18 protein-coding genes are annotated in these 23,663 nt (G+C 65.1%); 8 read left to right on the top strand and 10 right to left on the bottom strand.

Annotated elements, in window-relative coordinates; translation table 11 throughout:
• Positions 1 to 86 precede the first annotated feature (86 nt).
• A complete protein-coding gene (gene bglX, locus ABWO90_RS05815; RefSeq protein WP_353190491.1) occupies positions 87 to 2,408 on the top strand; it encodes a beta-glucosidase BglX in 2,322 nt (773 codons plus the stop codon).
• Positions 2,409 to 2,423: 15 nt separating this feature from the next.
• Here the strand turns inward: bglX and ABWO90_RS05810 are convergent, their stop codons facing one another.
• Positions 2,424 to 3,326 carry a LysR family transcriptional regulator gene (locus tag ABWO90_RS05810; RefSeq protein WP_502922558.1) on the bottom strand — a complete coding sequence of 301 codons (903 nt, stop codon included), beginning with the start codon at positions 3,324 to 3,326 and terminating at the stop codon, positions 2,424 to 2,426.
• A gap of 107 nt (positions 3,327 to 3,433) precedes the next feature.
• On the opposite strand from ABWO90_RS05810, the gene ABWO90_RS05805 reads away from it, so the two are divergent.
• Positions 3,434 to 4,543, top strand: a complete 1,110-nt coding sequence (locus tag ABWO90_RS05805) for a tartrate dehydrogenase (RefSeq protein WP_353190259.1) — start codon at positions 3,434 to 3,436, stop codon at positions 4,541 to 4,543.
• On the opposite strand, the gene ABWO90_RS05800 is transcribed toward ABWO90_RS05805, so the two are convergent.
• Positions 4,510 to 5,916 carry an LLM class flavin-dependent oxidoreductase gene (locus ABWO90_RS05800; RefSeq protein ID WP_353190258.1) on the bottom strand — a complete coding sequence of 469 codons (1,407 nt, stop codon included), beginning with the start codon at positions 5,914 to 5,916 and terminating at the stop codon, positions 4,510 to 4,512. The genes ABWO90_RS05805 and ABWO90_RS05800 overlap by 34 nt on opposite strands.
• Positions 5,917 to 6,130: 214 nt before the next feature.
• Here ABWO90_RS05800 and ABWO90_RS05795 point away from each other — a divergent pair, with 214 nt between their 5' ends.
• On the top strand, positions 6,131 to 7,279 hold the full coding sequence (locus ABWO90_RS05795) for an ABC transporter substrate-binding protein (RefSeq protein WP_353190257.1): 1,149 nt from the start codon (positions 6,131 to 6,133) through the stop codon (positions 7,277 to 7,279).
• Between the two features lie 146 nt (positions 7,280 to 7,425).
• Positions 7,426 to 8,421 (top strand): GlxA family transcriptional regulator, encoded by a 996-nt coding sequence (locus ABWO90_RS05790; RefSeq protein WP_353190256.1) that lies wholly within the window; start codon positions 7,426 to 7,428, stop codon positions 8,419 to 8,421.
• A 16-nt stretch (positions 8,422 to 8,437) separates the two neighbouring features.
• On the opposite strand, the gene ABWO90_RS05785 is transcribed toward ABWO90_RS05790, so the two are convergent.
• Positions 8,438 to 9,556, bottom strand: coding sequence for a DJ-1/PfpI family protein (locus tag ABWO90_RS05785; protein WP_353190255.1), 1,119 nt, complete (start codon positions 9,554 to 9,556; stop codon positions 8,438 to 8,440).
• Positions 9,557 to 9,658: 102 nt separating this feature from the next.
• Positions 9,659 to 10,582, bottom strand: a complete 924-nt coding sequence (locus ABWO90_RS05780; RefSeq protein WP_353190254.1) for a LysR family transcriptional regulator — start codon at positions 10,580 to 10,582, stop codon at positions 9,659 to 9,661.
• 179 nt (positions 10,583 to 10,761) lie between these two features.
• On the opposite strand from ABWO90_RS05780, the gene ABWO90_RS05775 reads away from it, so the two are divergent.
• Positions 10,762 to 11,868, top strand: coding sequence for an NADH:flavin oxidoreductase/NADH oxidase (locus ABWO90_RS05775; protein ID WP_353190253.1), 1,107 nt, complete (start codon positions 10,762 to 10,764; stop codon positions 11,866 to 11,868).
• A gap of 103 nt (positions 11,869 to 11,971) precedes the next feature.
• Here ABWO90_RS05775 and ABWO90_RS05770 read toward each other — a convergent pair whose 3' ends face one another.
• The 4 genes from ABWO90_RS05770 to ABWO90_RS05755 form a co-directional block, all read right to left on the bottom strand.
• Complete coding sequence (locus ABWO90_RS05770; protein WP_353190252.1) at positions 11,972 to 13,222, bottom strand: sensor domain-containing phosphodiesterase; 1,251 nt, start codon at positions 13,220 to 13,222, stop codon at positions 11,972 to 11,974.
• A 210-nt stretch (positions 13,223 to 13,432) separates the two neighbouring features.
• Positions 13,433 to 14,764, bottom strand: a complete 1,332-nt coding sequence (locus tag ABWO90_RS05765; RefSeq protein WP_353190251.1) for an MFS transporter — start codon at positions 14,762 to 14,764, stop codon at positions 13,433 to 13,435.
• Positions 14,765 to 15,016: 252 nt separating this feature from the next.
• Positions 15,017 to 16,348 carry an MFS transporter gene (locus tag ABWO90_RS05760; RefSeq protein WP_353190250.1) on the bottom strand — a complete coding sequence of 444 codons (1,332 nt, stop codon included), beginning with the start codon at positions 16,346 to 16,348 and terminating at the stop codon, positions 15,017 to 15,019.
• Positions 16,349 to 16,398: 50 nt separating this feature from the next.
• Positions 16,399 to 18,069: a GMC family oxidoreductase gene (locus tag ABWO90_RS05755; RefSeq protein ID WP_353190249.1), complete on the bottom strand. Its 1,671-nt coding sequence runs from the start codon at positions 18,067 to 18,069 to the stop codon at positions 16,399 to 16,401.
• Positions 18,070 to 18,418: 349 nt separating this feature from the next.
• Here ABWO90_RS05755 and ABWO90_RS05750 point away from each other — a divergent pair, with 349 nt between their 5' ends.
• Entirely contained in the window at positions 18,419 to 19,324 is a 906-nt protein-coding gene (locus ABWO90_RS05750; RefSeq protein ID WP_353190248.1) for an IclR family transcriptional regulator, read from the top strand.
• A 4-nt stretch (positions 19,325 to 19,328) separates the two neighbouring features.
• Here the strand turns inward: ABWO90_RS05750 and ABWO90_RS05745 are convergent, their stop codons facing one another.
• Positions 19,329 to 20,117: an IclR family transcriptional regulator gene (locus tag ABWO90_RS05745; RefSeq protein ID WP_353190247.1), complete on the bottom strand. Its 789-nt coding sequence runs from the start codon at positions 20,115 to 20,117 to the stop codon at positions 19,329 to 19,331.
• A 232-nt stretch (positions 20,118 to 20,349) separates the two neighbouring features.
• On the opposite strand from ABWO90_RS05745, the gene ABWO90_RS05740 reads away from it, so the two are divergent.
• Together ABWO90_RS05740 and ABWO90_RS05735 are read left to right on the top strand one after the other, a co-directional pair.
• Positions 20,350 to 21,336, top strand: coding sequence for an AAA family ATPase (locus ABWO90_RS05740; RefSeq protein ID WP_353190490.1), 987 nt, complete (start codon positions 20,350 to 20,352; stop codon positions 21,334 to 21,336).
• Complete coding sequence (locus ABWO90_RS05735; RefSeq protein WP_353190246.1) at positions 21,333 to 23,075, top strand: cobaltochelatase CobT-related protein; 1,743 nt, start codon at positions 21,333 to 21,335, stop codon at positions 23,073 to 23,075. Before ABWO90_RS05740 ends, ABWO90_RS05735 begins: the two co-directional genes overlap by 4 nt.
• A gap of 9 nt (positions 23,076 to 23,084) precedes the next feature.
• Here ABWO90_RS05735 and ABWO90_RS05730 read toward each other — a convergent pair.
• The coding region (locus ABWO90_RS05730) for a TSUP family transporter (RefSeq protein ID WP_353190245.1) at positions 23,085 to 23,663 on the bottom strand (579 nt) is incomplete at its 5' end.

Below are 23,663 nucleotides of genomic sequence, written 5' to 3'. Positions count from 1 at the left end.
TCGACATGACGGCAGGGCCTGTCTGACAAGCACGTCAACACGCCCTGGTCTGCCGTCGCGCCTCATTGGATCGCTATCACATGAGAATGTTCTCCGCGCTGGCCGTTGCTGCCAGCCTTGTCGTTGCTCCCGCCTTTGCCGACGCGCCCGCCGCTTCCGCCGACAGTGCAGCTGCCGTGGCGATGCCGTCGCCGTCGGCGAAACAGGCGTTCATCGACGACCTGATCGCGCGCATGACGCTCGACGAAAAGATCGGCCAGTTGCGCCTGATCAGCATCGGCGCCGACATGCCGGAGCCGCAACTCGTCAAGGAGATCGCCGCCGGTCGCGTGGGCGGCACGTTCAACTCGGTCACGCGCGGGGACAATCGTCCGCTGCAGGACGCCGCCGTCAAGCAAAGCCGTCTGAAGATTCCGATCTTCTTCGCCTACGACATCGTGCATGGCCATCGCACCGTGTTCCCGATCAGTCTCGGCCTGGCGTCGAGCTGGGACATGTCGGTCGTGAAGCAGGCCGCCCGGGTGGCCGCAATCGAAGCGAGCGCGGACGGTCTCGACGCCACGTTCGCGCCGATGGTCGACATCTCGCGCGATCCGCGCTGGGGACGCACCTCCGAAGGCTTCGGCGAAGACCCCTATCTGGTCTCGCAAAGCGCGCGCGCCAGCGTGCAGGGATTCCAGGGCACATCGCCGGCGAACCCCGACAGCCTGATGGCCTTCGTGAAGCACTTCGCCCTGTACGGCGCAGTCGAAGGCGGGCGTGACTACAACGTCGTCGACATGAGCCTGATGCGCATGTATCAGGACTACCTGCCGCCGTATCGCGCCGGCATCGACGCCGGGGCCGGTGGCGTGATGATCGCGCTGAACTCGATCAACGGCACGCCCGCCACGTCGAACAAATGGCTGCTGCGTGACCTGTTGCGTGGCGAATGGGGATTCAAGGGCGTGACGGTGAGCGATCACGGCGCCATCGAGGAGTTGATGCGGCACGGCGTGGCGAAGGACGGCCGCGAGGCCGCGAAGCTCGCCATCGAAGCGGGCGTCGACATGAGCATGGCCGACGTGCAGTACCTCAAGCAGCTGCCCGATCTCGTGAAGTCGGGCGAGGTGCCGATGCGCGACATCGACGGCGCCGTGCGCGAAGTGCTGGGCGCGAAGTACGACATGGGGTTGTTCGCCGACCCGTATCGCCGCATCGGCAATGCCGCGCAAGATCCGAAGGACGTGAACGCGCAAAGCCGTCTGCATCGCAGCGAGGCGCGCGACGCGGCGCGCAAATCGGTTGTCCTGCTGGAGAACCAGCACGACACGCTGCCGCTGAAGAAGGGAGGCAAGGTCGCGGTGATCGGGCCGCTGGCCGACGCGAAGATCGACATCATGGGCAGTTGGTCGGCGGCGGGCAAGTCGACGCAGGCCGTCACGCTGCTGCAGGGCGTGCGCGACGCGCTGGGCGCGCAGGGACAGGTGACGTATGCGCGTGGCGCGAACATCACCGACGATCCGCGCGTGGTCGAGTACCTGAACTTCCTCGACTGGGACAATCCGGAAGTCGTGCAGGACAAGCGCACGCCGCAACAGATGATCGACGAAGCCGTGCAGGCCGCGAAGGGTGTCGACACGCTGATCGTGGCCGTGGGCGAATCGCGCGGCATGTCGCATGAGGCGTCGAGCCGCACGAGCCTGTCGTTGCCGGGCAGCCAGCTGGCGCTGCTGCAGGCGCTCAAGGCGACCGGCAAGCCGCTCGTCGTGGTGCTGATGAACGGCCGCCCGCTGGATCTGAACTGGCCGAAGGCCAACGCCGACGCCATGCTCGAGACCTGGTACACGGGCACCGAAGGCGGCCATGCGATCGCCGACGTGCTGTTCGGCGACTACAACCCGTCGGGCAAACTGCCGATCTCGTTCCCGCGCTCGATCGGCCAGATCCCGACGTACTACAACCAGTTGCGCATCGGCCGTCCGTTCACGCCGGGCAAGCCGCCGAACTACACGTCGCAATATTTCGAAGAAGACTCCGGTCCGCTGTATGCCTTCGGTTATGGCTTGAGCTACACGACGTTCGACGTGTCGAAGGTCGCGCTCTCGGCGAAGACACTCGAAGGCGGCGGCAAGCTCGACGCGAGTGTGACGGTGCATAACACCGGCAAGCGCGAAGGCGAGACGGTCGTGCAGTTGTACCTGCAGGACGTGGCGGCGTCGATCGTGCGTCCGGTCAAGGAGCTCAAGGGCTTCCAGAAGATCAGCCTGAAGCCGGGCGAGTCGCGCACCGTGCACTTCGCCATCGACGAAAGTCTGCTGAAGTTCTACAACGCGAAGCTGCAATTCGTGGCGGAGCCGGGCGATTTCAACGTGCAGATCGGTCTCGATTCGCAGAACGTCCAGCAAGCGACGTTTACGCTGAAATAACCGTAGACGTTCGTCTTATCGCGCCTGCGTCTGGAATTCTCCCGTGAGGAATTCCACGCAGGCGCGCACTTTCGCCGACGACGCCACGCGCGACGGATACACCGCCCAGACATTGGCCGGTTGCGTGACATCCGGCAACACCTGTATCAGCTCGCCTCGCGCGATCAGCGCCCCCACGTCCCACATCGAACGCAGCACGATGCCCTGTCCGTCGAGCGCCCATTGCACGGCGACCTCGCCGTGATTCGTCGACAGCGGCCCCGTCACCTTGAGCGAGACCGCCTCGCCGCGCTGTTGCAGCCGCCACATGCCGAACGGGTGATCGCGTTCCTTGATGACGATGCACGCGTGACCCGCCAGATCGCTCAGCTGCCGGGGTGTGCCATGCGCTTCGAGATAGGCGGCCGATGCACACAATACGCGATGATTGTCGGCGAGCTTGCGCGCGATCAGATGCGGGGCGATGTCGTCTCCGATGCGCACGTCGAGGTCGTAGCCCTCGGCCGCCACGTCGACGATCCGGTCGAACAGGTCGAGCCGCACGTTGAGTTGCGGGTGCAGCGCGCGCAGTCGCGACATCGCCGGGGCCACGACGTGGCGTCCGAAGCCGAAGCTGCTCGACACGCGCAACGTGCCGCGTGGCACCTGTCGGGTGCTGGAGACGTCTTCGATCAGGTGATTCACGTCGTCCAGAATCTTCTCGGCCCACGCGTACACCCGTTCGCCCGCGTCGGTGATGGCCACGCGCCGCGTCGAACGGTGCAGCAAGCGGGTACCGAGATCCGCTTCCAGCATGCCCACACGCTTGCTGACGTAGGCGGGCGACACGCCCAGCGCCTCGGCCGCCGCCGAAAAGCTGGCGCGCCGCGCGACCTGGCAGAACACGCGCAGATCGTCGAGATTCGGATTGACGGGCAGGGGTTTATTCACGATTCGTGGATAGTGGATTAACCAATTGAGGGATTTTATCCGCGTTGGAATGGAATAACCTAGCGGCATCCACTCAACATCAGGAGAGACCGACCATGACCGACACGTCCCAACGCCCCCAGCGTCCGTTCAAGATCGCCGTGATTCCCGGCGACGGCATCGGCAAGGAAGTGATGCCCGAAGGCTTGCGCGTGCTTGACGCGGCGTCCAGGCGCTTTGGCATCCCCATCGAGTACCAGCACATCGAATGGGCGAGCTGCGATTACTACGTCGAGCATGGTCAGATGATGCCGGACGACTGGAAGCAGCAGTTGCAGGGCGTGGACGCGATTCTGTTCGGTGCCGTGGGCTGGCCGGAGACGGTGCCCGACCACATCTCGCTGTGGGGCTCGCTGCTCAAGTTCCGTCGCGAGTTCGACCAGTACATCAACCTGCGTCCGGCTCGCCTGTTCGACGGCGTGCCGTCGCCGCTGGCCGGGCGTCAGGCGGGCGACATCGATTTCCTGATCGTGCGCGAGAACACCGAAGGCGAGTATTCGTCGGTCGGCGGCGTGATGTTCGAGGGCACGGAGCGTGAGTTCGTGGTGCAGGAGTCGGTCTTTACGCGCCACGGCACCGAGCGCGTGCTCAAGTTTGCGTTCGATCTCGCACAGCAGCGCGAGCGCAAGCATGTGACGGTGGCCACCAAGAGCAATGGCATCTCGATCTCGATGCCGTGGTGGGACAAGCGCGCCGCCGAGACGGCTGCAAGGTATCCGGACATCACGTGGGACAAGCAGCACATCGACATTCTTTGTGCGCGCTTCGTCCTCAATCCGGATCGCTTCGATGTGGTGGTCGCCTCCAACCTGTTCGGCGACATCCTGTCCGACCTGGGACCGGCCTGCACGGGCACCATCGGTATCGCGCCGTCGGGCAACCTGAACCCGGAAGGCAAGTTTCCGTCGCTGTTCGAACCGGTCCATGGCTCGGCGCCGGACATCGCGGGCAAGAACATCGCCAACCCGATCGGCATGATCTGGACGGCGGCGATGATGCTGGACTTCCTCGGCAAGGGTGAGGGTCGCGCGCGTGAAGCGCACGACGCCATCCTCGCGGCCATCACGCAAACGATCAAGGACGGTCCGCGCACCGGCGACATGGGCGGGCGGGCGAACACGACCGAAGTCGGTCAGGCGATTGCGGCGGTCGTCGCAGCAGGCTGAAGCGTTTCGTCAGTCTCCACGGTTCCCGCCGCGTCGCGCGGCGGGAAGTACCGGTTGGGCACCGCAGGTACGCCGAGATTCTCGCGGAACGTGCGCCCTTCGTAGCGTGTGCGGAACAGGCCGCGCCGCTGCAACTCCGGCACCACCAGATCAACGAACGACGTGATGCCCACGGGCGCGCTCGGGAACATGATGTTGAAGCCATCGGCCGCGCCTGTCTCGAACCAGTGCTGGAAGTCGTCGGCAATCGACGATGGGGTACCGACCAGCACACGGTGCCCGCCGCCGGTAAAGCGCGTGTAGAGCTGACGCACCGTCGGCTGTGTCTTCCGAATCCAGTCCACCAGCAGTTTCTGACGGCTCTTGTGCGAGTTCGTCTCCGGCACATGCTCGGGCAACGGCACCTTCGCGTCGAACGGCAGGCTGCCGAGATCGATGCCCAGGCTCGCGTAGTTCGTCAGTGCGTTCAGCACGACGGCCGGGTCGCGGTGCGAGAGCAATCCGTCATAGATGTCCTCTGCTTCCGACTGTGTGCGTCCGACGATGGGCGACACGCCGGGCAGAATGAAAATGTGCTCGGGGCGACGACCGTACTTCAGCGCGCGCGCTTTCACGTCGGTATAGAACGCGCGGGCGTCTTCGATGTCCTGCGCGGCGGTGTAGAGCAATTCCCCCGCGCGCGCGGCCAGTTCGCGTCCGGCTTCGCTCGACCCTGCCTGCGCGATGACCGGCCAGCCCTGCACGGGGCGCGGCGCACTGAGCGGCCCGCGCACGCGAAAGTGTTTGCCGCGATGATCGAGCGTGCGAATGCGTGCAGGGTCGGCCCATTGGCCCGTGACCTTGTCGCGCGGGAAGGCGTCGTCGGCGTGGCTGTCCCAGAGGCCTGTCACCACGTCGTAGAACTCGTTGGCACGCTCGTAGCGCGCGGCGTGGTCGACGTGATCGTCGCGATTGAAATTCTCTCCGCCGCCCGTCGACGTCACGAGATTCCAGCCAGCACGCCCGTTGGAGAGATGGTCGAGCGACGCGAAGGCGCGCGCGACGTTGTACGGCTCGCTGTATGTCGTGCTGACCGAGGCGACGAGCCCGATGTGTTGCGTCGCGCCCGCCAGGCCGGCGAGCAGCACGACCGGGTCCCAGCGCGGGGCGCCGGGGCTGTGCGCGAGTGCGATCGGGTCGGTCGACATGAAGAGATTGTCGAAGAAGAACAACGCGTCGAAGCAGCCGCGCTCCAGTTCCTGTGCGTAGTGCCGGTAGCGGGCGAATTGTGAGTACGCGTCGGTGTCCGTATCGGGGTGCCGCCAGCTGTCTCCCTGCACGCCGGAACCCGACATGTAGGCGCCCAGCCGAAGCTTGCGGGCAGGTTGACTCATGAGGTTGCTCTCGTTCGAATTCGTTGGACGATCACGATACGGGAGCGCATCAGGGGTGCACAAACAACGAAATCCGATAAGCAAACCCGCATAAGCAAACCTGGGTCGGGCGCGCTATGGATCGCAGTATTCGATGGTTGGTGCGGCAGGACCGCTTGCCTAGACTGACACGTCCATTCACTTCCGCAGCCGCGCTCCTGCGTGGCGTCACGTCATGACGCATTCCGCTCCTCCTGCCGCTCCGGCGGTGAATCCGGTGATCGACGCTTTCATCGCCGCGTCTGCTATTGCCTTCGGTCTCTATGTGTCCGCACCGTCACGCGCGGCGATGCTGCAAGCTACGCTCGCGCGCCGGGCGAAGCGCGATTTGCGCTCGCGCTTGCGCGAACGCTGGCCGCTGTGGCGACGGCGTGTGCGTCACGGGGTCGCTGTCGCGTTGAGTGTTGCAGCCATCCTGCCATTCGCGAGCAAGGCGGCCGACAAGCCCGTGCTGGTCGTCGGTGACCAGGCGTACAACGCGCAGAGTCTGTTCGAAGCGTCGGGCGCGCTGAGGGACGCGCCGTACACCGTCGCGTGGAAGCAGTTCCCGGCGGGTACGCCGGTCATCGAAGCCGTCAACGCGGGCGCGCTCGACATCGGCCTGCAAGGCGACGGCCCGGTGCTCTTCCTCGCCGCACAAGGCGCGCCGGTCAAGGTCATCGGCATCTATCGCGACAGCCCGGACAGTGTGGTGCTGCTTGCCGGGCCGCACACCCAGATCAAGACCGTGGCCGACCTGAAGGGCAAGACGGTGGCGATCACGCGCGGCGGCTGGTCACAGCAGTTGGTGCAGGCAGCACTCACGTCGGCGGGGCTGCCGCTCGATGCCGTGAAGTATTCGTATCTCGCATCCGTGGATTCGGCGGCGGCGCTTCAGGCTGGCAAAGTCGATGCGACGGCTACGTGGGAGCCGTATGTCACGCGCTTGCGTCAGGCGGGGGCACGCACGGTGGTCACCGCGCGCGGTCTGATTGCGGCGCAGAGCTATCTGTCGACGACGCAAAAGGTCATCGATACCAAACGCGAATTGTTGGGTGACTTCGTGCAGCGTTACCAACGCGCGCGCGAATGGTCGCTGGCGGATCCGCGCCACATCGAACGATATGCCGACGTGTGGGCAGGCAAGTCGCGTGTCGATCCGAAGCTTGCGCACGAATGGTTCAGCACGTCGCGCATTCGCTACGAACCGCTCACGGATGCTGCGATTGCCGAAGCCCAGAAGAGTGTCGACGACTTCGTGAAGACCGGCACGCTTACGAAGGGCTTCGACGTGCGCGGCCTGTTCGATACGTCGTTCAACAAGTTCACGCAGGCGGCGCGGTAACGGTGGCGTACCGCTGCGATTCGTCATCGCGAGTAGTGCTTCCGTAGCGGCTACAATGCACGCCATCCGGCGGGCCGTCGCGTCCGCTTCCCATCGGAATGCGTGCGAGTCTTTGGGGGATTCGCGCTGAACCCGCGGAGTCTCTCGTGTCTGCCCATGCGCCATCTGCCGACGACGCGCGCGTCAGCCGTCATGTCGTCATCGTCGCCTTCGACGGTGTGGAAGTTCTCGATGTGACCGGCCCGGCGAGCGCGTTTGCCAAGGCGTCGCTCGCCGTCCCCGGTGCCTACCGCCTTACCGTCGCGTCGCCACGTGGTGGCGACGTCGGCACGAATGCCGGTCTGGTCATGGCCGGCTCCACGGCGCTACCGGCGCTGGGCGATCCCAGGGACATCGACACGATTATCGTCGCGGGCGGCGAGGAAGCTGCATTGCGTCAGGCCGTATTCGACGATGGCGTCGGTCAATGGCTTGCACTGGCCGCCACCAACACGCGGCGCGTTGCCAGTGTTTGCACCGGCGCGTTCGTGCTGATGGCGGCAGGGTTGCTGGATTCGCGCCGGTCGACCACGCACTGGCGTGCGTGTGACACGCTCGCGTCGATGTGCGCCGCCACCGATGTCCAGCGCGACCGCGTCTTCGTGCGCGATGGCAACGTGTGGACTTCCGGCGGCGTGACCACGGGTATCGATATGGCGCTCGGCATGATCGAGGCCGATCTCGGACGCGCCGTTGCAATGGACGTTGCTCGCGACCTCGCATTGTTCGTGCTGCGCGGTGGCGCGGAGTCGCAAGTGAGCCGGTCGCTGACGTTGCAACAGGGCGCGACGTCGCCGGTGCGTGACGTCATCGCGTGGATCGAGAGTCATCTCGATGCCGATCTCAGTGTGGAAGCACTGGCTGCCGTCGCGCGCATGAGTCCGCGCAACTTTTCCCGGGCGTTTTCGCGAGACACCGGTATCTCGCCGGCGCGGTATGTGTCGCGCGCCCGGGTGCACTTCGCCGCATCGCTGTTAAGGCAGACCGGCTGGACGCAGGAACGCATCGCCGAGCGCAGCGGGTTCGGCAGCGTCGATGCCCTGCAGCGGGCGTATCGCGCAACATTCGGCGAGCCGATGTCGGCACACCGGCAGACGGCCTAGTGCGTGTCGCCGTCGCTCAACGGGATGCGTCGCGGTATTCCAATGCCAGCGTCACGATGTCACGCTCGGCGTCACCGTATCGCCGGGCGATCGCGTCGAGCGTTTGCGTGAAGCGTTCCACTGCGGTGACGCTGGGGGTGAGAGGGACGACGTGGTCGGCGACCGGCGTTCGCCCGTCCTGAGCGATGAGCGTCAACCCGCTCGCCATTCTGACGCGACCCGAAGAGGCGTTCGACGACACAGCGACTGCCTGACTGCGCCAGGTACGTGACCACGCGTCTGTGACCAGCGCTACCGACACGTCGTCCGCGCCATCGATCACGGGGATTGCCACCGTCTCATGGCGCCAGAACGCGGCCCAGTTGCGCGAAATCGTCCAGAGGCGCCTCGCATTGAGCGCGAATCCGGCGCTGAGATGGTGTGCCGTCACATCCGTCACGCCCAGTTCATCCGCGACGTGTTCGGCACGTTCGCGTCCGGCAATGCCTTCGACCAGCGCTAGCGCCAACGGGAGCGATGCACTCACGCCTGTCGTCGTTACGACACCGTTGTCGTGAAGATAGCGAACGTCGGGCACATAGTGGCCGTTGGGGTTCGCGCGCCGCAGGTCGTCGCGGTCGTACCAATGCCCGGTGAAAGCCCGGTGTTTGAGCAGACCCGCCCGACTCAGCACACGCGCGCCGGAACAGATGCCGACGATCAGCGCACCGTTCCCGGCCTGATGCTGCAACCAGCGGATGACGCGAGGATCGTCGTCGGTGTGCATCGCGGGCACGATCACGATGTCGGCGCCGCGCGGGTGACGGGCGTCGAAAGCGGCGAGCGTGGTGTCCGGCACGATGCGCAAGGCGGGCATGAGCGTCACGTCGCCAATGCCGACAGCGACGGCTTCGACGTGTCCGGCCCCTGCTCGTTTCAGGACGCCATAGGGCACGAGAAAGTCGGTCGTCTCGGTGCCTTCGTTCAGCGCGAGCACGGCGATGACCGGATCTCGCGGGCGCTTGCCCAGTGCGTCGAGCAAGTCCTGACGCACCGACAGGGCGATGTCGCCGCCTGCCGGGTCGGGCGCGGCGCTCGACGGCACGCTCTGGATCATCACGAGAGACACAAGCACGAGGGAATGCAGCAGGCGCATGGAGAAGCCGTCGGTACGCGAAAAGAGACAGCGTACCGATTCGCTCCGACAACTCGCAATGACAGGGATGCCGCAGTTTGTGCCAACCCGCGGCTTACCTCGTCATGCGCCCGCGTGCTGCAACACCCGTTCGCCGCCGAACTCGCACGGACGCGGCGCGTCGACACGCTCGCGCAGCAAAGCGACCGCGCGTTGCGCGCGTGCCGAAAGCGGCCATTCCGAGCGATGGATCAGCCACAGCGTATCGACCACGGGCGGGCCGCAGTCCACCACACGGATGGCGTCCTGCGAGGCGAACGCCTGTCGCGCGTATTGCGGGATGATCGTGAAGCCCAGACCTCGTGCCACGTATTCGAGCACGAGGCTGATCTGGTTCGTGCAGCCTTTGCCCGGAAGGCTTCGCACCCCCGCGTTACCCGGGAAACGACGGCTCAGCAAGCGCGTCGACATTGCCTCGCCGTCCGGATGGTCGATGAAACCGATGCGCTTGAGGTCTTCCCAGTCGTGCACATCGCTGCCCGCGGGCACCACGAGTTCGAGCGGTTCCTGCGTGAAGGGCGTGGCCGTGAGCCGTGTGTCTTCCGGGCGAAGTGTCACGAGTCCCAGCTCATAGTGGTTCTGCAATACCCCTTCGAGCACTTCCCGGTCGGGGGCGAAGCGATGCTTCACCACCATCGCCGGATTGGCCTGCTGCATGTCGAGCAGGATCGGACACAGGTACAGGCCGATGCTGCCCGGCGTGATGAGCGTGATCTCGCCACATTCGTGATCGGCGTCGTCCAGCCGCGTGCGCAGATGCCGTGCCGCGCACTCCACCTCCCGGCAGTAAGTCAGCAGGGCCTGCCCGCCGGGCGTCAGCTCGATGGCGCGCGGACGCCGCACCAGCAGCGGCCCGAATTCCTCTTCGAGATGCTTGACGTGCTGACTCACGGCGGCCTGCGTGAGCCCCAGCCGGTCGGCAGTACGCGTGAAGTTGCCAAGCTCCGCGAGCGTGGCGAACGATTTGAGCCACTGAGGGTTGACCATAATGAATTGTTATCGAATCTATAATTGGCAGATGGTTTTCATTATAGCGCTGGGCGGCTAACATGGCATGCGTCGACCTCATCCGGTCGAGGCGCTGTGAAACCTGTCGCGAGGCAGGTCCAGGAGCCGCAGGCTCCGTGCCGTCAGCGCCGCTTTCCCTGACACTTGAGAGATTCACCATGTCTGCCCTGTTTTCCCCCTTCGAACTGAAAAGCGTGAAGTTGCGCAACCGCGTCGCCATTCCGCCGATGTGCCAGTACAGCGCCGTCGACGGCGTGACCAACGACTGGCACCTGGCCCACTACACCGGACTCGCGCGCGGCGGCGCCGGGCTGGTCATCGTCGAGGCGACGGCCGTCTCGCCGGAAGGCCGTATCTCCCCGGGATGCACCGGCCTGTGGAACGACGAACAGGCTGTCGGCATGGCGCGCATCGCGTCGGCCATCAAGGCGCACGGGGCCGTGCCGGGCATTCAGATCGCCCACGCCGGACGCAAGGCGAGCGCCAACCGTCCGTGGGAAGGTGACGACCACATCGCCGAAGACGATCCGCGCGGCTGGCCGACGATTTCGCCCTCGGCCGTGGCATATGGCAAGCACCTCGGCAAGGTGCCCAAGGCCATGACGCTCGACGACATTGCTCGCGTGAAAGCGGATTTCGTGGCGGCAGCCCGCCGTGCACTGGCAGCCGGTTTCGAATGGCTCGAGTTGCACTTTGCGCACGGCTATCTGGCGCAGAGCTTCTTCTCCATGCATGCGAACCATCGTGAAGACGCCTACGGCGGCGACGCCGCAGGACGCGGCCGCTTCCTGCTCGAGACGCTCGCCGCCGTGCGAGAAGTTTGGCCGGAGCATTTGCCGCTGACGGCGCGTTTCGGCGTGATCGAGTACGACGGCCGCGACGAAGAGACGCTGGCCGAAGCCATCGGCCTCACGCGCCAGATGCGCGAAGGCGGTCTCGATCTGCTCAACGTGAGTGTCGGTTTCTCGACGCCGGACGCGAAGATTCCCTGGGGCTCGGCGTTCCTCGCGCCGATCGCCGAGCGCGTGAAGCGTGAAGCCGGCATCGCGGTGGCGTCGTCATGGGGTATCGACGATCCGCACGCCGCCAACCGTGTGGTGGCCGACGGACAGATGGATCTGGTGATGATCGGTCGCGCGTTGCTCGCGAACCCGCATTGGCCGTACTACGCCGCGCGCGAACTCGACGTGGCACGTCCGTCATGGGTGCTGCCGGCACCGTATGCGCATTGGCTTGAACGCTATCAGGTGCAGCGCGCCGCGTAATCTTGCGAAGTCGCCCCGGATTGACGCAATGAAGTGCGACGCCCCCGCAGTCTTCCGACTGACGGGGGCGTTGGCCTTTCAGGGGTGACGAAAGCGGATGGCGTCACCAGTTGATATCGACACACAGCACGTGCAATCCCTGCTTCGCCGGTGAGGCGATGGAGGCGGTCACGCAGAGGTGCGCCTCGTTGATCGACAGGTACGGCGGCGTGAAGTGGACTTCGCCGGGCGCACGCATGGCCTCGATGAAATACGGGCGCCGCGCCCAGTTCGCGCCTTCCGAATGCAACAGGGGGCGGAAGCGCTTGGCGCGCTGCGACGAATGGCTGTGCGGCAGCACGTTGTCGCCGATCTGTCGTCCGGCGGCGTCGAGCAGGAAGCAACGTGCGGCGTCTGGCAGTCCCAGCAGATCGACTGTGGCGTGGCGCAAATCCTGGCCCTGCGCCAGGCGTGCGGCGGCCGCTTCGATTCCCGCAACGTAGGGCGCGAGCCGCGCGTGTTCCGCGCGTTCACGCTCGACCAACTGCGTGCGCAGCGACGACGAAAGCGCGTCCATGCGCTCGGCCGCGACTTTCGACGGCACCGGATCGACATCGGGTGCGGCGAAATACTGGCCCTGCACGAAGTCGACGTTGCACTCCAGCGCGATCAGCGCCTCGCGATCCGTCGTGAGGCCTCCCATCATCACCAGTTGTCCGGACTCATGCAGCAGCGAGACAAGCCCCGGCAGTACCCGGGCCAGATGCGACTGTTCCGTCGCCTGCGCCAGAATCCCCCGGTCGAGCGCCACGATGTCGGGGCGCAGGTCCCACACGCGATCGATGTTCGAATGTTTCGCCCCGAAGCCGCCCAGCGCAATCAGAAAACCCGCCTTGCGCAGACTGCCCACGATAGCGCCGAAGCGCGGCGTGTCGCCCCCGGCCTGCTCGGGCACTTCGAGCACCACGCGCTGCGGAGAGAGGCCAGTGGCCTTGAGGGTGGCGATCAGGGCGTCGCCGTAGACGGTGTCCATCAGCGCGGCGGGATGGAGGTTCAGGAAAAGCCACGCGTCGCGACTGTCGAATTCGTGGAAATTGCCCAGATGCAACGATTCGGCAAGCCGGCCGAGTTCCAGCATGTCGCCATGCCGCGCCGCCATCGTGAAGACTTCGTGCGACGGCACGTGACGTCCCTCGGCGTCGTGCGCGCGAAGCGACGCGTGATAGCCGATGGCACGCCGGTGCGAGACCGAGAACACGGGCTGGAACACGCTGCAGATCGTGAAGTCGCCGTAAATGACGATGCGCCGGCCGTCGTCGGCCGCCGTCATGCGGGGAGGCAGCAAACCGGGGGCGTCGAGATCGATCGTGGTCATGTCAGGGACTGGCGCGGGGCAGCAAAGTTATTTACAGAATAGGTGAGCAAGAAGCGTGCTCAAAGGCGCCCGGCGGCGCCCGCGCTATTGTCCGCGATTTTGCCGCCGTGTTGTGACGCGTCGCACCACGGCGTGGCGATCACGCACCAAAACGGGGCCCGAGCGCGGGCTCGCACGCCGTTGACTGCGTAGCGTCCACGGCCGTCGGGCTCAGGGCGCCAGCAACTGCGCCCGACGGGCCACCCGGGCGAGGGCCAGTGCGCACGCGACGAAGAAGACGTGCAGGCCGCGGGGGCCAAGCAGCGTTACGAAGAGCGACGCGATCACGGGCCCGAGAATGCCGCCGACCGAGAACAGGATGAGCAGCGTGGCACTCACCGCCACGCGCCGTTCGGGCTCCGTGCGGTCGTTCACATGCGAGACGATCAGCCCATACTGGGTGAAATTGGCGGCAGAGAAGAGGAACATCAGCACGAACACGAGCCAATGCGACTGGAACACGATGAGCGGCGCGCAGAACACCGCCGCTGCCAACGCGAGACGCCGGGACAGCGTGCGCCGGTCCATGCGGTCCGAGAGGCGTCCGACGGGCCACTGCATGAGCAATGCGCCGAAGAGCGCGATGCCCATCAATGTCGACAGACTACCGATCGACAGGCCGATGCGCGTGAGGTAGATCGGCATGATGGCGTAGAACGCGCTGTACAGGAACCCGGCCAGAATGCAGCCGGGAATGGCGATCGGCGTGGCGCGCGCCATCTCGGCGATGCTATCGAAGAGGCTGATCGCCGGTTGCCGGACAAGCCGCTCGTCGGCCACTCGCGTGGGCCAGCCTTGCATGAGGGTGATCGGCAGAATGGCCGCGACGAACAGTCCGGCCACGAGTAGCAGCTGTCCCTCGCTGCCCGCCTCGCCGACGTTGAGCAGAAACTGACCGGCGCTCACCGCCAGATAGTTGATCGTCAGATACGAACCGAAGACACGTCCGCGCATGGTGTTCGGCACCGAGCCGTTGAGCCAGCTCTCCACGGTCGTGTACATGCCCATCAGTGCGAAGCCCGTACCCAGACGCAGCACGCCCAGCATGAGCGGCGAATCACTGACGGCGAACCCCATCACGAACAAGGCGGCCAGCGCAGTGAACGCCACGAAGGCGCGATGCTGCCCGATCCGTTCGATGAGCGATCGGTTGTAGAACGCGCCGAGCAGGAAGCCGCCGTAGTAGCACGACTGGATCACACCGATCGTGAATGTCGACGCGCCGAACTTCAGCGCGTGAAACGGTACGGCCGTGACGAACAGCCCGTTGCCGACGACCAGCACCCCGTAGGCCAGCAGAATGCCCATGAGCGCCGGGTACACGCTGATGGGCAGCGGCACGGCGTCCGCCGGTGCGGCGCCGGGCGGCGTGGGCGGCGCACCGAGTAGCGACGCTTCCGAGAGCGGGCCGGGACGGTCGGGTTCGTCCTCGGGCAATGCGGTCGGCGTCTCGAACGTGTCGAGGGTTTCGAAGGAGTCGCCAGGCGACGGATCTCGCTGCATGCTGTCTCGCGGGCCAGAGAATTGGGGGCAAAGGCTTTCGCGCAGCGAAGCGTTGCAATGCTTTGCAGTGCAAAGGAACCATGCGAGCACCTGCCGCGCGAGCGATACCCTGTATCTTCGCACGAGAACGGCCTCACCGGCCTGACCTACGACAAAGGGCGCGTCCCGCGATGGGAGGCGCCCTTCGGTACACCGGGTTATCGTGCCGCCGGACCGTTATGGCATGGTCTGGCGGCGCTCACCGCAAGACACTCATGAATGCTCGGTTGCGCCCGCACCGTGCCACACCTGTGCCCGGCGCTTGCGGCTGCCGATCCACGCGGCGGACAGTGCACTCACCAGACCCGCACACAGGACATAGATGGAGATGAGCCACGGATCGCCACCGTTCTTCTGCAGCAGGTAGGTGGCAATGACCGGCGTCAGGCCGCTCGCGAAGATACCGGAGAACTGGTAGACGAAGGAGATGCCGGTGTAGCGCACCTTGGCGTCGAACAATTCCGAGAACAGCGCGGCTTCCGGGCCATAAACGGAGGCATAGATGACGCCCAGCGGAATCACGATGGACAGCCACACGAGCATCACGTTGCCGCCGCTCGCCTTCATCAGCCAGAACCCGGCAAACGACGACAGACCGGTGGCGAGCGAACCCCAGAAGTAGATGCGCGTGCGCCCGACGCGGTCCGACAGCTTGCCGAAGAACGGAATCGTGAAGATCATGACGAACGCCGCTGCCATCACGCCGGTGAGCGCCTCGGTTTGCGAAAGCTTCAGCGTTTGCGTCAGATAGGCGATCGAGAACACGCCGAACACGTTGAAGAACACGCCGTCGATGAAGCGGGCGCCCATGCCGGCGATCACGTTGCCGGGGCTGCGCGTGAGCACTTCGGCGATCGGGATCTTGACCTCGTTGCCCGCCTTCTTGATTTTCGCGAACTCCGGCGTCTCCATCACGTTCAGGCGAATGTACATGCCGATGGCGACGAGGCCGACCGACAGGAAGAACGCCACGCGCCAGCCCCAGGCGAGGAACTGCGCACTGGTCAGCGTGTACGAGAGCAGGGCCACCACGCCCGATGCCAGGCAAAGGCCGATCGCGAGCCCCACTTGCGGAATGCTCGCGTAGTAGCCGCGCTTCTCCTTCGGCGCATATTCGAACGTCATCAACACGGCGCCACCCCATTCGCCGCCGAGCCCGATGCCTTGCAAAATGCGCAGCAGGAGCAGCAGCACCGGTGCCCATAGCCCGATTTGCGCATACGTCGGCACCAGCCCGATCAGCATGGTGGCAATGCCCATGATCGTGAGCGTCATCACGAGCATGCTCTTGCGGCCCAGCTTGTCGCCGAAGTGCCCGAAGATCACCCCGCCGAGCGGTCGGCTCAGGAAGCCCACGGCGAACGTGCCGTAGGCCAGCATCGTCGAGATGAGCGGATCACCTGCCGGGAAGTACAGCTTGTTGAATACGATGCCGGCGACCACGCCGTAGAGGAAGAAGTCATACCACTCGATGGTGGCGCCGATGAGGCTGGCGACGACGACGCGGCGCATCTGCCGGGCGTCGGTCCTGGTCGATACATTCATGGAAAGTCTCCGAATTTTGTAATGTTCTGACGCTGACGTGCACACCTTGGCTAAATCGCTACCGCCACTTTTGCCGCCTCCGCCGGGGCCTCCTCGCCACTGCGGATTTCCTGCATGCCCGACGCCTGTTGCCTGTCCTCGAGAATCATGTCGGCCGCTTTCTCGGCGATCATGATGGTCGGTGCATTCGTGTTGCCCGATACCAGCTCGGGCATGATCGACGCGTCCACGACGCGCAGCGCCGCGAGACCGTGCACGCGCAGACGGTCGTCCACGACCGCCATCGGGTCGTGTCCCATCTTGCAGGTGCCCGACGGGTGATAGATCGACTGGCTGAACTGGCGCGCGGCGGCGAGCAGTTCGTCATCGCTCCGATAGGCCGCTCCGGGAATGAATTCGCTGGTGATGTGCGGTGCGAGCGACGGTGCCGAAGCGATCCGTCGTGCCACCTTGATGCCGTCGATCACCACGCGGTGGTCGCGCGCATCGGACAGGTAGTTGGCGTGAATCGACGGGTACTGCAGCGGATCGTTCGACTGGATTTCGACACTGCCCCGGCTGTGCGGCCGCAACTGGCAGACGGACGACGTGAACGCCGAGAAGCGGTGCGCGCCCTGTCCGGGCTTGTCGGCCGACAGCGGCTGCATGTGGAACTGGATGTCGGGGCGCGTCACTTCGGGGCGCGAGCGCGTGAAGATCGTCACCTGACTGGCCGCAAGCGTGAGTGGCCCGGTGCGGAACAGCGCGTATTGCAACCCGATGAGCGCCTTGCGCAGCGGATGGTTGACCTCGTCGTTGAGCGTGCGCTCACGGGTCTTGAAGACCAGACGCACCTGCAGGTGATCCTGCAGGTTCTGTCCGACGCCCGGTAATGCGTGACGCAGGGCGACGCCCGCTTTGGCGAGCACCGTGGTCGGTCCCACGCCCGAGTTCTGCAGCAGCTGGGGCGAGCCGATAGCCCCCGCCGCGAGAATCACTTCCACGCGGGCGCGCGCCTTCTTGCGCTGGCCATCCTGGAGGTATTCCACGCCCACGGCGCGTTTGCCCTCGAACAACACGCGGCACGTTTGCGCACGCGTCTCCACGATCAGGTTCCGCCGCTCGCGCGCCGGCTTCAGAAAGCCCTTGGCCGTACTCCAGCGAAGGCCCTTGAATGCCGTCTGCTGGAAGTAACCGACGCCCTCCTGCGTGGCGCCGTTGTAGTCGGCGTTGAACGGAATACCCGTGTCCTTCGCGGCGGCGATGAAGTGTTCCGCAATGGGACGGCGCAGGCGAAGGTCCGACACCTTGAGCGGGCCACCGACGCCGTGATACTCGTTCGCGCCGTGTTCCTGATCTTCCGACTTGCGGAAATACGGCAGCACGTCGGCATAGCGCCAGCCGCGATTGCCCAGCGCGGCCCAGTGATCGTAATCCTCGCGTTGCCCTCGCACATAGAGCAGACCATTGAGCGAGCTGGAGCCACCGAGCACTTTGCCGCGCGGCCAGTCGATCTGACGGCCTGCCACATTGGCGTCGGCTTCGGTCCGGTAACACCAGTCGAGCTCAGGATCGTGCATCGTCTTGAAGTAGCCGACCGGCACGTGAATCCACGGATTGCTATCGGTACCGCCGGCCTCGAGCAGCAGCACCCGGTTCGCGGGATCTGCGCTCAGACGATTGGCGAGCACGCATCCTGCCGAGCCCGCACCGACGATCAGATAGTCGACCTCATGTTCCATACCGCCTGCCTCCTGCGCTACGTCTTCGAATGGGTGAAACGAATCGTTTCGGATTGTTTCGATCCAATGTCGACGAGCCGAATGCAAATGCCAAGGGAAATAAAGCGAACGGAAGCGATTTGAAACGAAATCCGCGCTTGCTGTCTCAGAAAAACGCGATTGTTGCAGCGCATCTGCGGGGTTTTACTAGGGCGTGACGGTCTTGTCGCCGGCGACGTCGTGTCGGCGTCGCGGGAGAGGAAACGGACAGTGCCGGGGTTATCCCGAGGCTGAATGATGATAAAAAATTGGTATATTTTGTTTCTTTTATTGAGTTTGCCGTTTTTCCGTGAGCAGGCGAGGAGGCGCGATGCGCGAGTCGGGCACGCTGGATGAAGGTGAGTTGCGCGCGAGCGAAGCGGCGCGAAATCTGCGCGCGCTGGCCGTCATCGAACGGCTGGCGATGGCCGGACAGCCCTACACGCTGTCGCAACTGGCGACGCGCCTGTCGATCCCGAAGGCCACGCTCATGCGCCTGATCGAAGCCCTCGAACTGTGTGGCTATGTCGCGCACGTGCCGGATTCGCGTGGCTCCGAACGGGGCCTCTCGCTGGGGCCGCGGGCGGCACGGTTGGCGCTGGTGACACTGGCGAACAACAACTTCACGCGCGCGGCGCGCTCGCTGCTGCGTGCGCTGGTCGACCGTGTGGGTGAGACCGTCAATCTGACGGCGCTCGACGGCGACGAAATCCTCTACATCGAACGGGTGGAGACGAGCGAGCCGCTGCGCATGCAGATGCACCCGGGCATGCGCGTGCCGCTGCATTGCACGGCAAGCGGCAAGCTGTTCCTCTCACAGATGCCGCCAGCCGAACGGCGGGCGGTGCTCTCGCGTTTGCCGCTCAAGCGCATGACGCCGCGCACGATCACCGACGTCGGTTTGCTGGAAGCCGAGCTGGACCGGTTGGCGGCGCGGGGTGTCGGTATCGACAACGAGGAGTTCGTGCGCGGCATGGTGGCCGTGGGGGTGCCGGTGCGTGCGCCGGACGACGGGCATGTCCGCGCGGTGCTGGCCGTGCACGGGCCGACGGCGCGCGTCACGCTGGAACAACTGATGGGATTGGTGCCGACGTTGCGCGAGACGGCGACGGCGCTCGCGCCGCTGCTCGACTGGCAGCGGGCAAGCAAGACCGAAGCGTTGGCGAAGCGGCCGGAGGGGGAACGAGAGAAAGAGACGAAGGAGAAGGCCTTGGGGAAGGCCTGGGAGAGGGCCTGACGCGTCAGAACGTCTTCGCCAGTTCCTTCGCCGCTTCCTGAAGGCGCGGCACGAACTCCATCGCTTTCGACAGCGAAGTGCGCGAGACCGGGGCGTGAACGGCGATCGCCGCAATGCACGCGCCGTCTTCCTTGAGCACGGGTGCCGCCACGCAGGCGATACCCAGCACGAATTCCTCGTTGTCGACGGCAATGCCCTTGTGCGCGATGCGATCGAGTTCGCTTTCCAGCAGTTCCGGATCGGTAAGCGTGTTCGGTGTGAAGCGTTGCAGCTTCATCGCACGCAACAGCGCGGCGCGTTGTTCGCGCGGCATCATCGCGAGCATCAGCTTGCCGCTCGCGCTGCTATGTGCGGGCACGTGCGAGCCGGGTTTGAGATCGAGCCGCAGCGGCCACGGCGCTTCCATCCGGTCGAGGTAAAGCACCTCGGTCTCGTGCAGCATCGTGAGATTGCACGTCTCGCCGAGATCGGCCACGAGGCGCCCGAGAATCGCATGGCGCATACGGCGCGCGCCGGCTTGCATCATCACGCCCAGGCTCAATTGCGCGAGACGTGGCCCGATCACGTAGGCGTTCTTCTGTCCCGGTTCGCGAATTACCAGCCCACCCGCTTCGAGCGAGCCGAGCATGCGATGCAGCGACGCCTTCGGCATCTGGATGTCATGCGCCATGTCGGCGAGGGAGACTGGCGCGTCGGCAGCGACGAGATATTCGAGCAGCGCAAACGCCCGCAGGGTCGGGGTATCCGCCTTGTTGTCTGAGGGGGAGTCGTGCTGGGTCGCTGCGTCGGTCATATGCGCCGTTCCGGAAAATGGATCAGCGGTATTGTACCCAAAGGGGTTCTCGAACGACATTGGCAAGGTTCCGATGCGTTTCAGTTCGTTCGAATGTAGACGAGCGAGCCAGGCAGCGTCAATCAGTGTTTTAATTATTCGGAACGAATTGTATCTAAAAATGGTTAACGTTATGATGCCCTGACACGGCTGTGAATCATTGAATCTGCGCTTGAAACAGGAGAGGGACGTGATGGAGACCGCAACGCAACAACCGGATCGCATGGTCGATGCGCGCACCGTATTTGGCATCGAAACCGATCTGCAGGTCCCCGCGTTCAGCGAGCGCGACGATCACGTGCCCGAGATCGACACGGCGTACCGCTTCAATGCCGACGTGACGCTGGCGATTCTGGCCGGCTTCATGAACAACCGGCGCGTGATGGTGCAGGGCATGCATGGCACCGGCAAATCCACGCACATCGAACAAGTTGCCGCGAGGCTCAACTGGCCGTGCGTGCGCGTGAATCTGGACGGCCACATCAGCCGTCTCGATCTGGTGGGCAAGGACACCATCGTCGTGCGCGACGGGCACCAGGTCACCGAGTTCCAGGAGGGCATCGTGCCGTGGGCGTTGCAACGCCCGGTGGCACTGATCTTCGACGAGTACGACGCCGGACGCCCCGACGTGATGTTCGTGATCCAGCGCATTCTGGAGCGCGACGGCAAGTTCACGCTGCTCGACCAGAACCGCGTGATCCATCCGCATCCGGGCTTTCGCATGTTCGCTACGACGAACACGGTCGGGCTGGGCAATCTCAACGGCCTGTATCACGGCACGCAGGTCCTTAATCACGCACAGATCGACCGCTGGAACGTCGTGGCGACACTGAACTATCTGTCGCGCGAAGACGAGGCCGGGATCGTGCTGGCGCGCGTGCCTGCGCTCGACGATGACGCGGGGCGCGCGCTCATCGATTCGATGGTCAGCGTGGCGGAACTCACGCGAAAGGGCTTCGCAACGGGCGATCTGTCCACGCTGATGTCGCCGCGTACGGTCATCAACTGGGCCGAGAATGTCGGCATCTTCCGCGACGCCGGACTGGCCTTCCGCCTCACGTTCCTGAACAAGTGCGACGAGGCGGAGCGTCCGGTCGTTGCCGAGTATTACCAGCGGGCGTTCGGCAAGGAGCTGCCGGGCAACGATGGCGGGCGATCGCTGTTGGCCAATGCGTCATGACGATCTCCGATCGCGAGGCGGCCCGCCGCGCCGCGCGCAGCGAAGCGCTGTGCGCCGCAACGGTGCGGGCGCTCACCGGCGACGCCACGCTGCATTACAGCGGCGCGCGTCTGTGCCGGAACATGCGACCGCTGCCGCTGCATGCGCCGCATCTCCAGACCCTCCCGGAACCGGCCGATCCGTTGGCGACGTTGCGCGGTGCCGCAGACGGCGCCGCCCTGCGCTTGCGGCACAGCGATGCCGCCTTGCATCGCGAACTGCAACCGGAAGCGCCACTGGAACGATTGGTGTTCGAGCTGCTGGAACAGTTGCGCTGCGAGACCTTCATCCCCCCGGGCATGCCCGGCGTCGCTCACAACCTGCGCGAGCGCTTCGAAGCCTGGTCGCGCGCGATGCATGCCACGGGCGTGGCCGACAGCCATGTCGGGTTGCTGCTCTATACCGTCGCACAGATGAGCTGGTCTCGGCTCACGGGCTACCCGGTCATCGAAGACACGGAAGGGCTCATCGAAGCCACGCGCATGGCCATCGCGCCGCGCATTGGCGGCGCGCTCGCCGGTATGCGTCGGACGCGGGGCGATCAGCGCGCGTTCGCGACGTACGCGCGCGAGCTGGCCTCCGACATCGCCGGTTTGATTCGCGCGGCGGGCGGCGAGCAGGCGGACGATGAGCAGAAGGACGACAAAGACGAGAAGGGGGGGCGCAACGCGTTCTCGTTGTTTCTCGATGTCGACGAGCAGGAAGACGATGGCATTACGCTCGCCCACTCGGGCGACAGCCGGGTACTCAAGGCGTCGGATCAGGGCTATCGCGTGTTCACGAATCGTTACGATCGCGAGTCATACGCGGGCACGTTGGTACGTCGCACATTGCTGACCGAGTTTCGCGAACGGCTCGACGAGCGCATCGTGGCGCAGGCCATCAACGTGCCCCGGCTCGCGCGAGCGCTCAAGGCGGCACTCGCCGTGCCGCAACGCGACGGCTGGTCGTTCGGCGAAGAGCAGGGGCGCATCGACGGACGGCGACTCGCACAACTGGTCAGTTCGCCCGCAGAGCGGCGACTGTTCCGACTCGAGAAGCACACGCTGATCGCCGAATCGATGGTCAGTTTCCTGATCGACTGTTCCGGTTCGATGAAGGCGCAGATCGACGCCGTCGCGATGATCGTCGACGTACTCGCGCGAGCGCTCGATGCGGCGGGCGTGACCAACGAGATCCTGGGCTTTACCACCGGTGCCTGGAACGGCGGACGCGCGCGCACCGACTGGCTGGCGCGCGGCAAGCCGCAGTACCCGGGCCGTCTGAATGAAGTCTCGCACCTGATCTTCAAAGACGCCGTCACGAGTTGGCGGCGCGCCAGAACCGATATCGCCTCGCTGTTCAAGGCCGATCTCTTTCGCGAGGGCGTGGATGGCGAGGCCGTCGAGTGGGCGTGCGAGCGCTTGCGCGCACGCAGCGTCAACCGGCGTATTCTGATCGTGATTTCGGACGGCAGCCCGATGGACGCCGCCACGAACCAGGTCAACGACGAGCATTATCTCGACCATCATCTGCGCGAAGTCGTGGCACAGCAACAGGCGCTTGGCGACGTGGAGGTGCTGGGGCTTGGCGTCGGCCTCGATCTCAGCCCGTACTATCGAAGTTCCCTCGCGCTCGATCTCACGTCGGCACCCGACATGACGATGCTTTCACGGCTCGTCGAATGGATCGGCAGCGGCGGGCGTCGCGCGGGCACGTAGCGACCGCAGTTACACCATCTCCAGCACGGCGCTCACCATCAGATGGGCGCCCAGCAGCATCAGCGTGAGGAAGGCGAGTCGTCGCGTCGTGACCCCGGAAAGCGGCGGCGGATGGCGGCGCGCGAACAGCGTGGCGAACGCCACGACCGGCAGCGCAATCGCCGCCTGCCACCACATCGACGCGGGCAACTGACCGGCGAATGCGCTGTAGACAGTGCGAACCGAGGCCGTCACCGCGAACAGCAGAATCAGTGCACAGCGAATCTGCGCGAGCGTAAGCGGTTGCCGGTAGAAGTAGAAGATCAGCGGGGGCCCGGAGATGCCGAACATCCCACTGAGGAGTCCGCCAAAGATACCGCTGAAGAAGAAGCCGGTGTCGCCGGAGCGTTGCGTCTTCGGCGTCGGACGCAACGCCGAGCCGATACCGCCGTAGAGCACCACCGCGCCGAGCAGCAGATGCAGCACGTTCGACGCCGTGCCGTTCAGGTAGTCGAAGAGCAGTACGCCGACGACCACGGACGGCAGAATGCCGAGCGTCGCCGCGCGCACCGCACGCCAGTCGATGTGATGCAACGTGCCCGGCAGGGC

Origin of the sequence: Pandoraea pnomenusa (assembly GCF_040391475.1) — a bacterium.
GTDB lineage: Bacteria > Pseudomonadota > Gammaproteobacteria > Burkholderiales > Burkholderiaceae > Pandoraea > Pandoraea pnomenusa_C.
This window is presented reverse-complemented; position numbering and strand designations above follow the sequence as displayed.

Excerpts from the sequence above, each read along its gene's own strand:
- ABWO90_RS05740 (WP_353190490.1), top strand. The coding sequence starts at position 20,350 with ATGGAGACCGCAACGCAACAACCGGATCGCATGGTCGATGCGCGCACC.
- ABWO90_RS05795 (WP_353190257.1), top strand. The coding sequence starts at position 6,131 with ATGACGCATTCCGCTCCTCCTGCCGCTCCGGCGGTGAATCCGGTGATC.
- ABWO90_RS05805 (WP_353190259.1), top strand. The coding sequence starts at position 3,434 with ATGACCGACACGTCCCAACGCCCCCAGCGTCCGTTCAAGATCGCCGTG.
- bglX (WP_353190491.1), top strand. The coding sequence starts at position 87 with ATGTTCTCCGCGCTGGCCGTTGCTGCCAGCCTTGTCGTTGCTCCCGCC.
- ABWO90_RS05765 (WP_353190251.1), bottom strand. The coding sequence starts at position 14,764 with ATGCAGCGAGATCCGTCGCCTGGCGACTCCTTCGAAACCCTCGACACG.
- ABWO90_RS05750 (WP_353190248.1), top strand. The coding sequence starts at position 18,419 with ATGCGCGAGTCGGGCACGCTGGATGAAGGTGAGTTGCGCGCGAGCGAA.
- ABWO90_RS05735 (WP_353190246.1), top strand. The coding sequence starts at position 21,333 with ATGACGATCTCCGATCGCGAGGCGGCCCGCCGCGCCGCGCGCAGCGAA.
- ABWO90_RS05770 (WP_353190252.1), bottom strand. The coding sequence starts at position 13,222 with ATGACCACGATCGATCTCGACGCCCCCGGTTTGCTGCCTCCCCGCATG.
- ABWO90_RS05745 (WP_353190247.1), bottom strand. The coding sequence starts at position 20,117 with ATGACCGACGCAGCGACCCAGCACGACTCCCCCTCAGACAACAAGGCG.
- ABWO90_RS05755 (WP_353190249.1), bottom strand. The coding sequence starts at position 18,069 with ATGGAACATGAGGTCGACTATCTGATCGTCGGTGCGGGCTCGGCAGGA.
- ABWO90_RS05785 (WP_353190255.1), bottom strand. The coding sequence starts at position 9,556 with ATGCGCCTGCTGCATTCCCTCGTGCTTGTGTCTCTCGTGATGATCCAG.
- ABWO90_RS05800 (WP_353190258.1), bottom strand. The coding sequence starts at position 5,916 with ATGAGTCAACCTGCCCGCAAGCTTCGGCTGGGCGCCTACATGTCGGGT.
- ABWO90_RS05760 (WP_353190250.1), bottom strand. The coding sequence starts at position 16,348 with ATGAATGTATCGACCAGGACCGACGCCCGGCAGATGCGCCGCGTCGTC.
- ABWO90_RS05780 (WP_353190254.1), bottom strand. The coding sequence starts at position 10,582 with ATGGTCAACCCTCAGTGGCTCAAATCGTTCGCCACGCTCGCGGAGCTT.
- ABWO90_RS05775 (WP_353190253.1), top strand. The coding sequence starts at position 10,762 with ATGTCTGCCCTGTTTTCCCCCTTCGAACTGAAAAGCGTGAAGTTGCGC.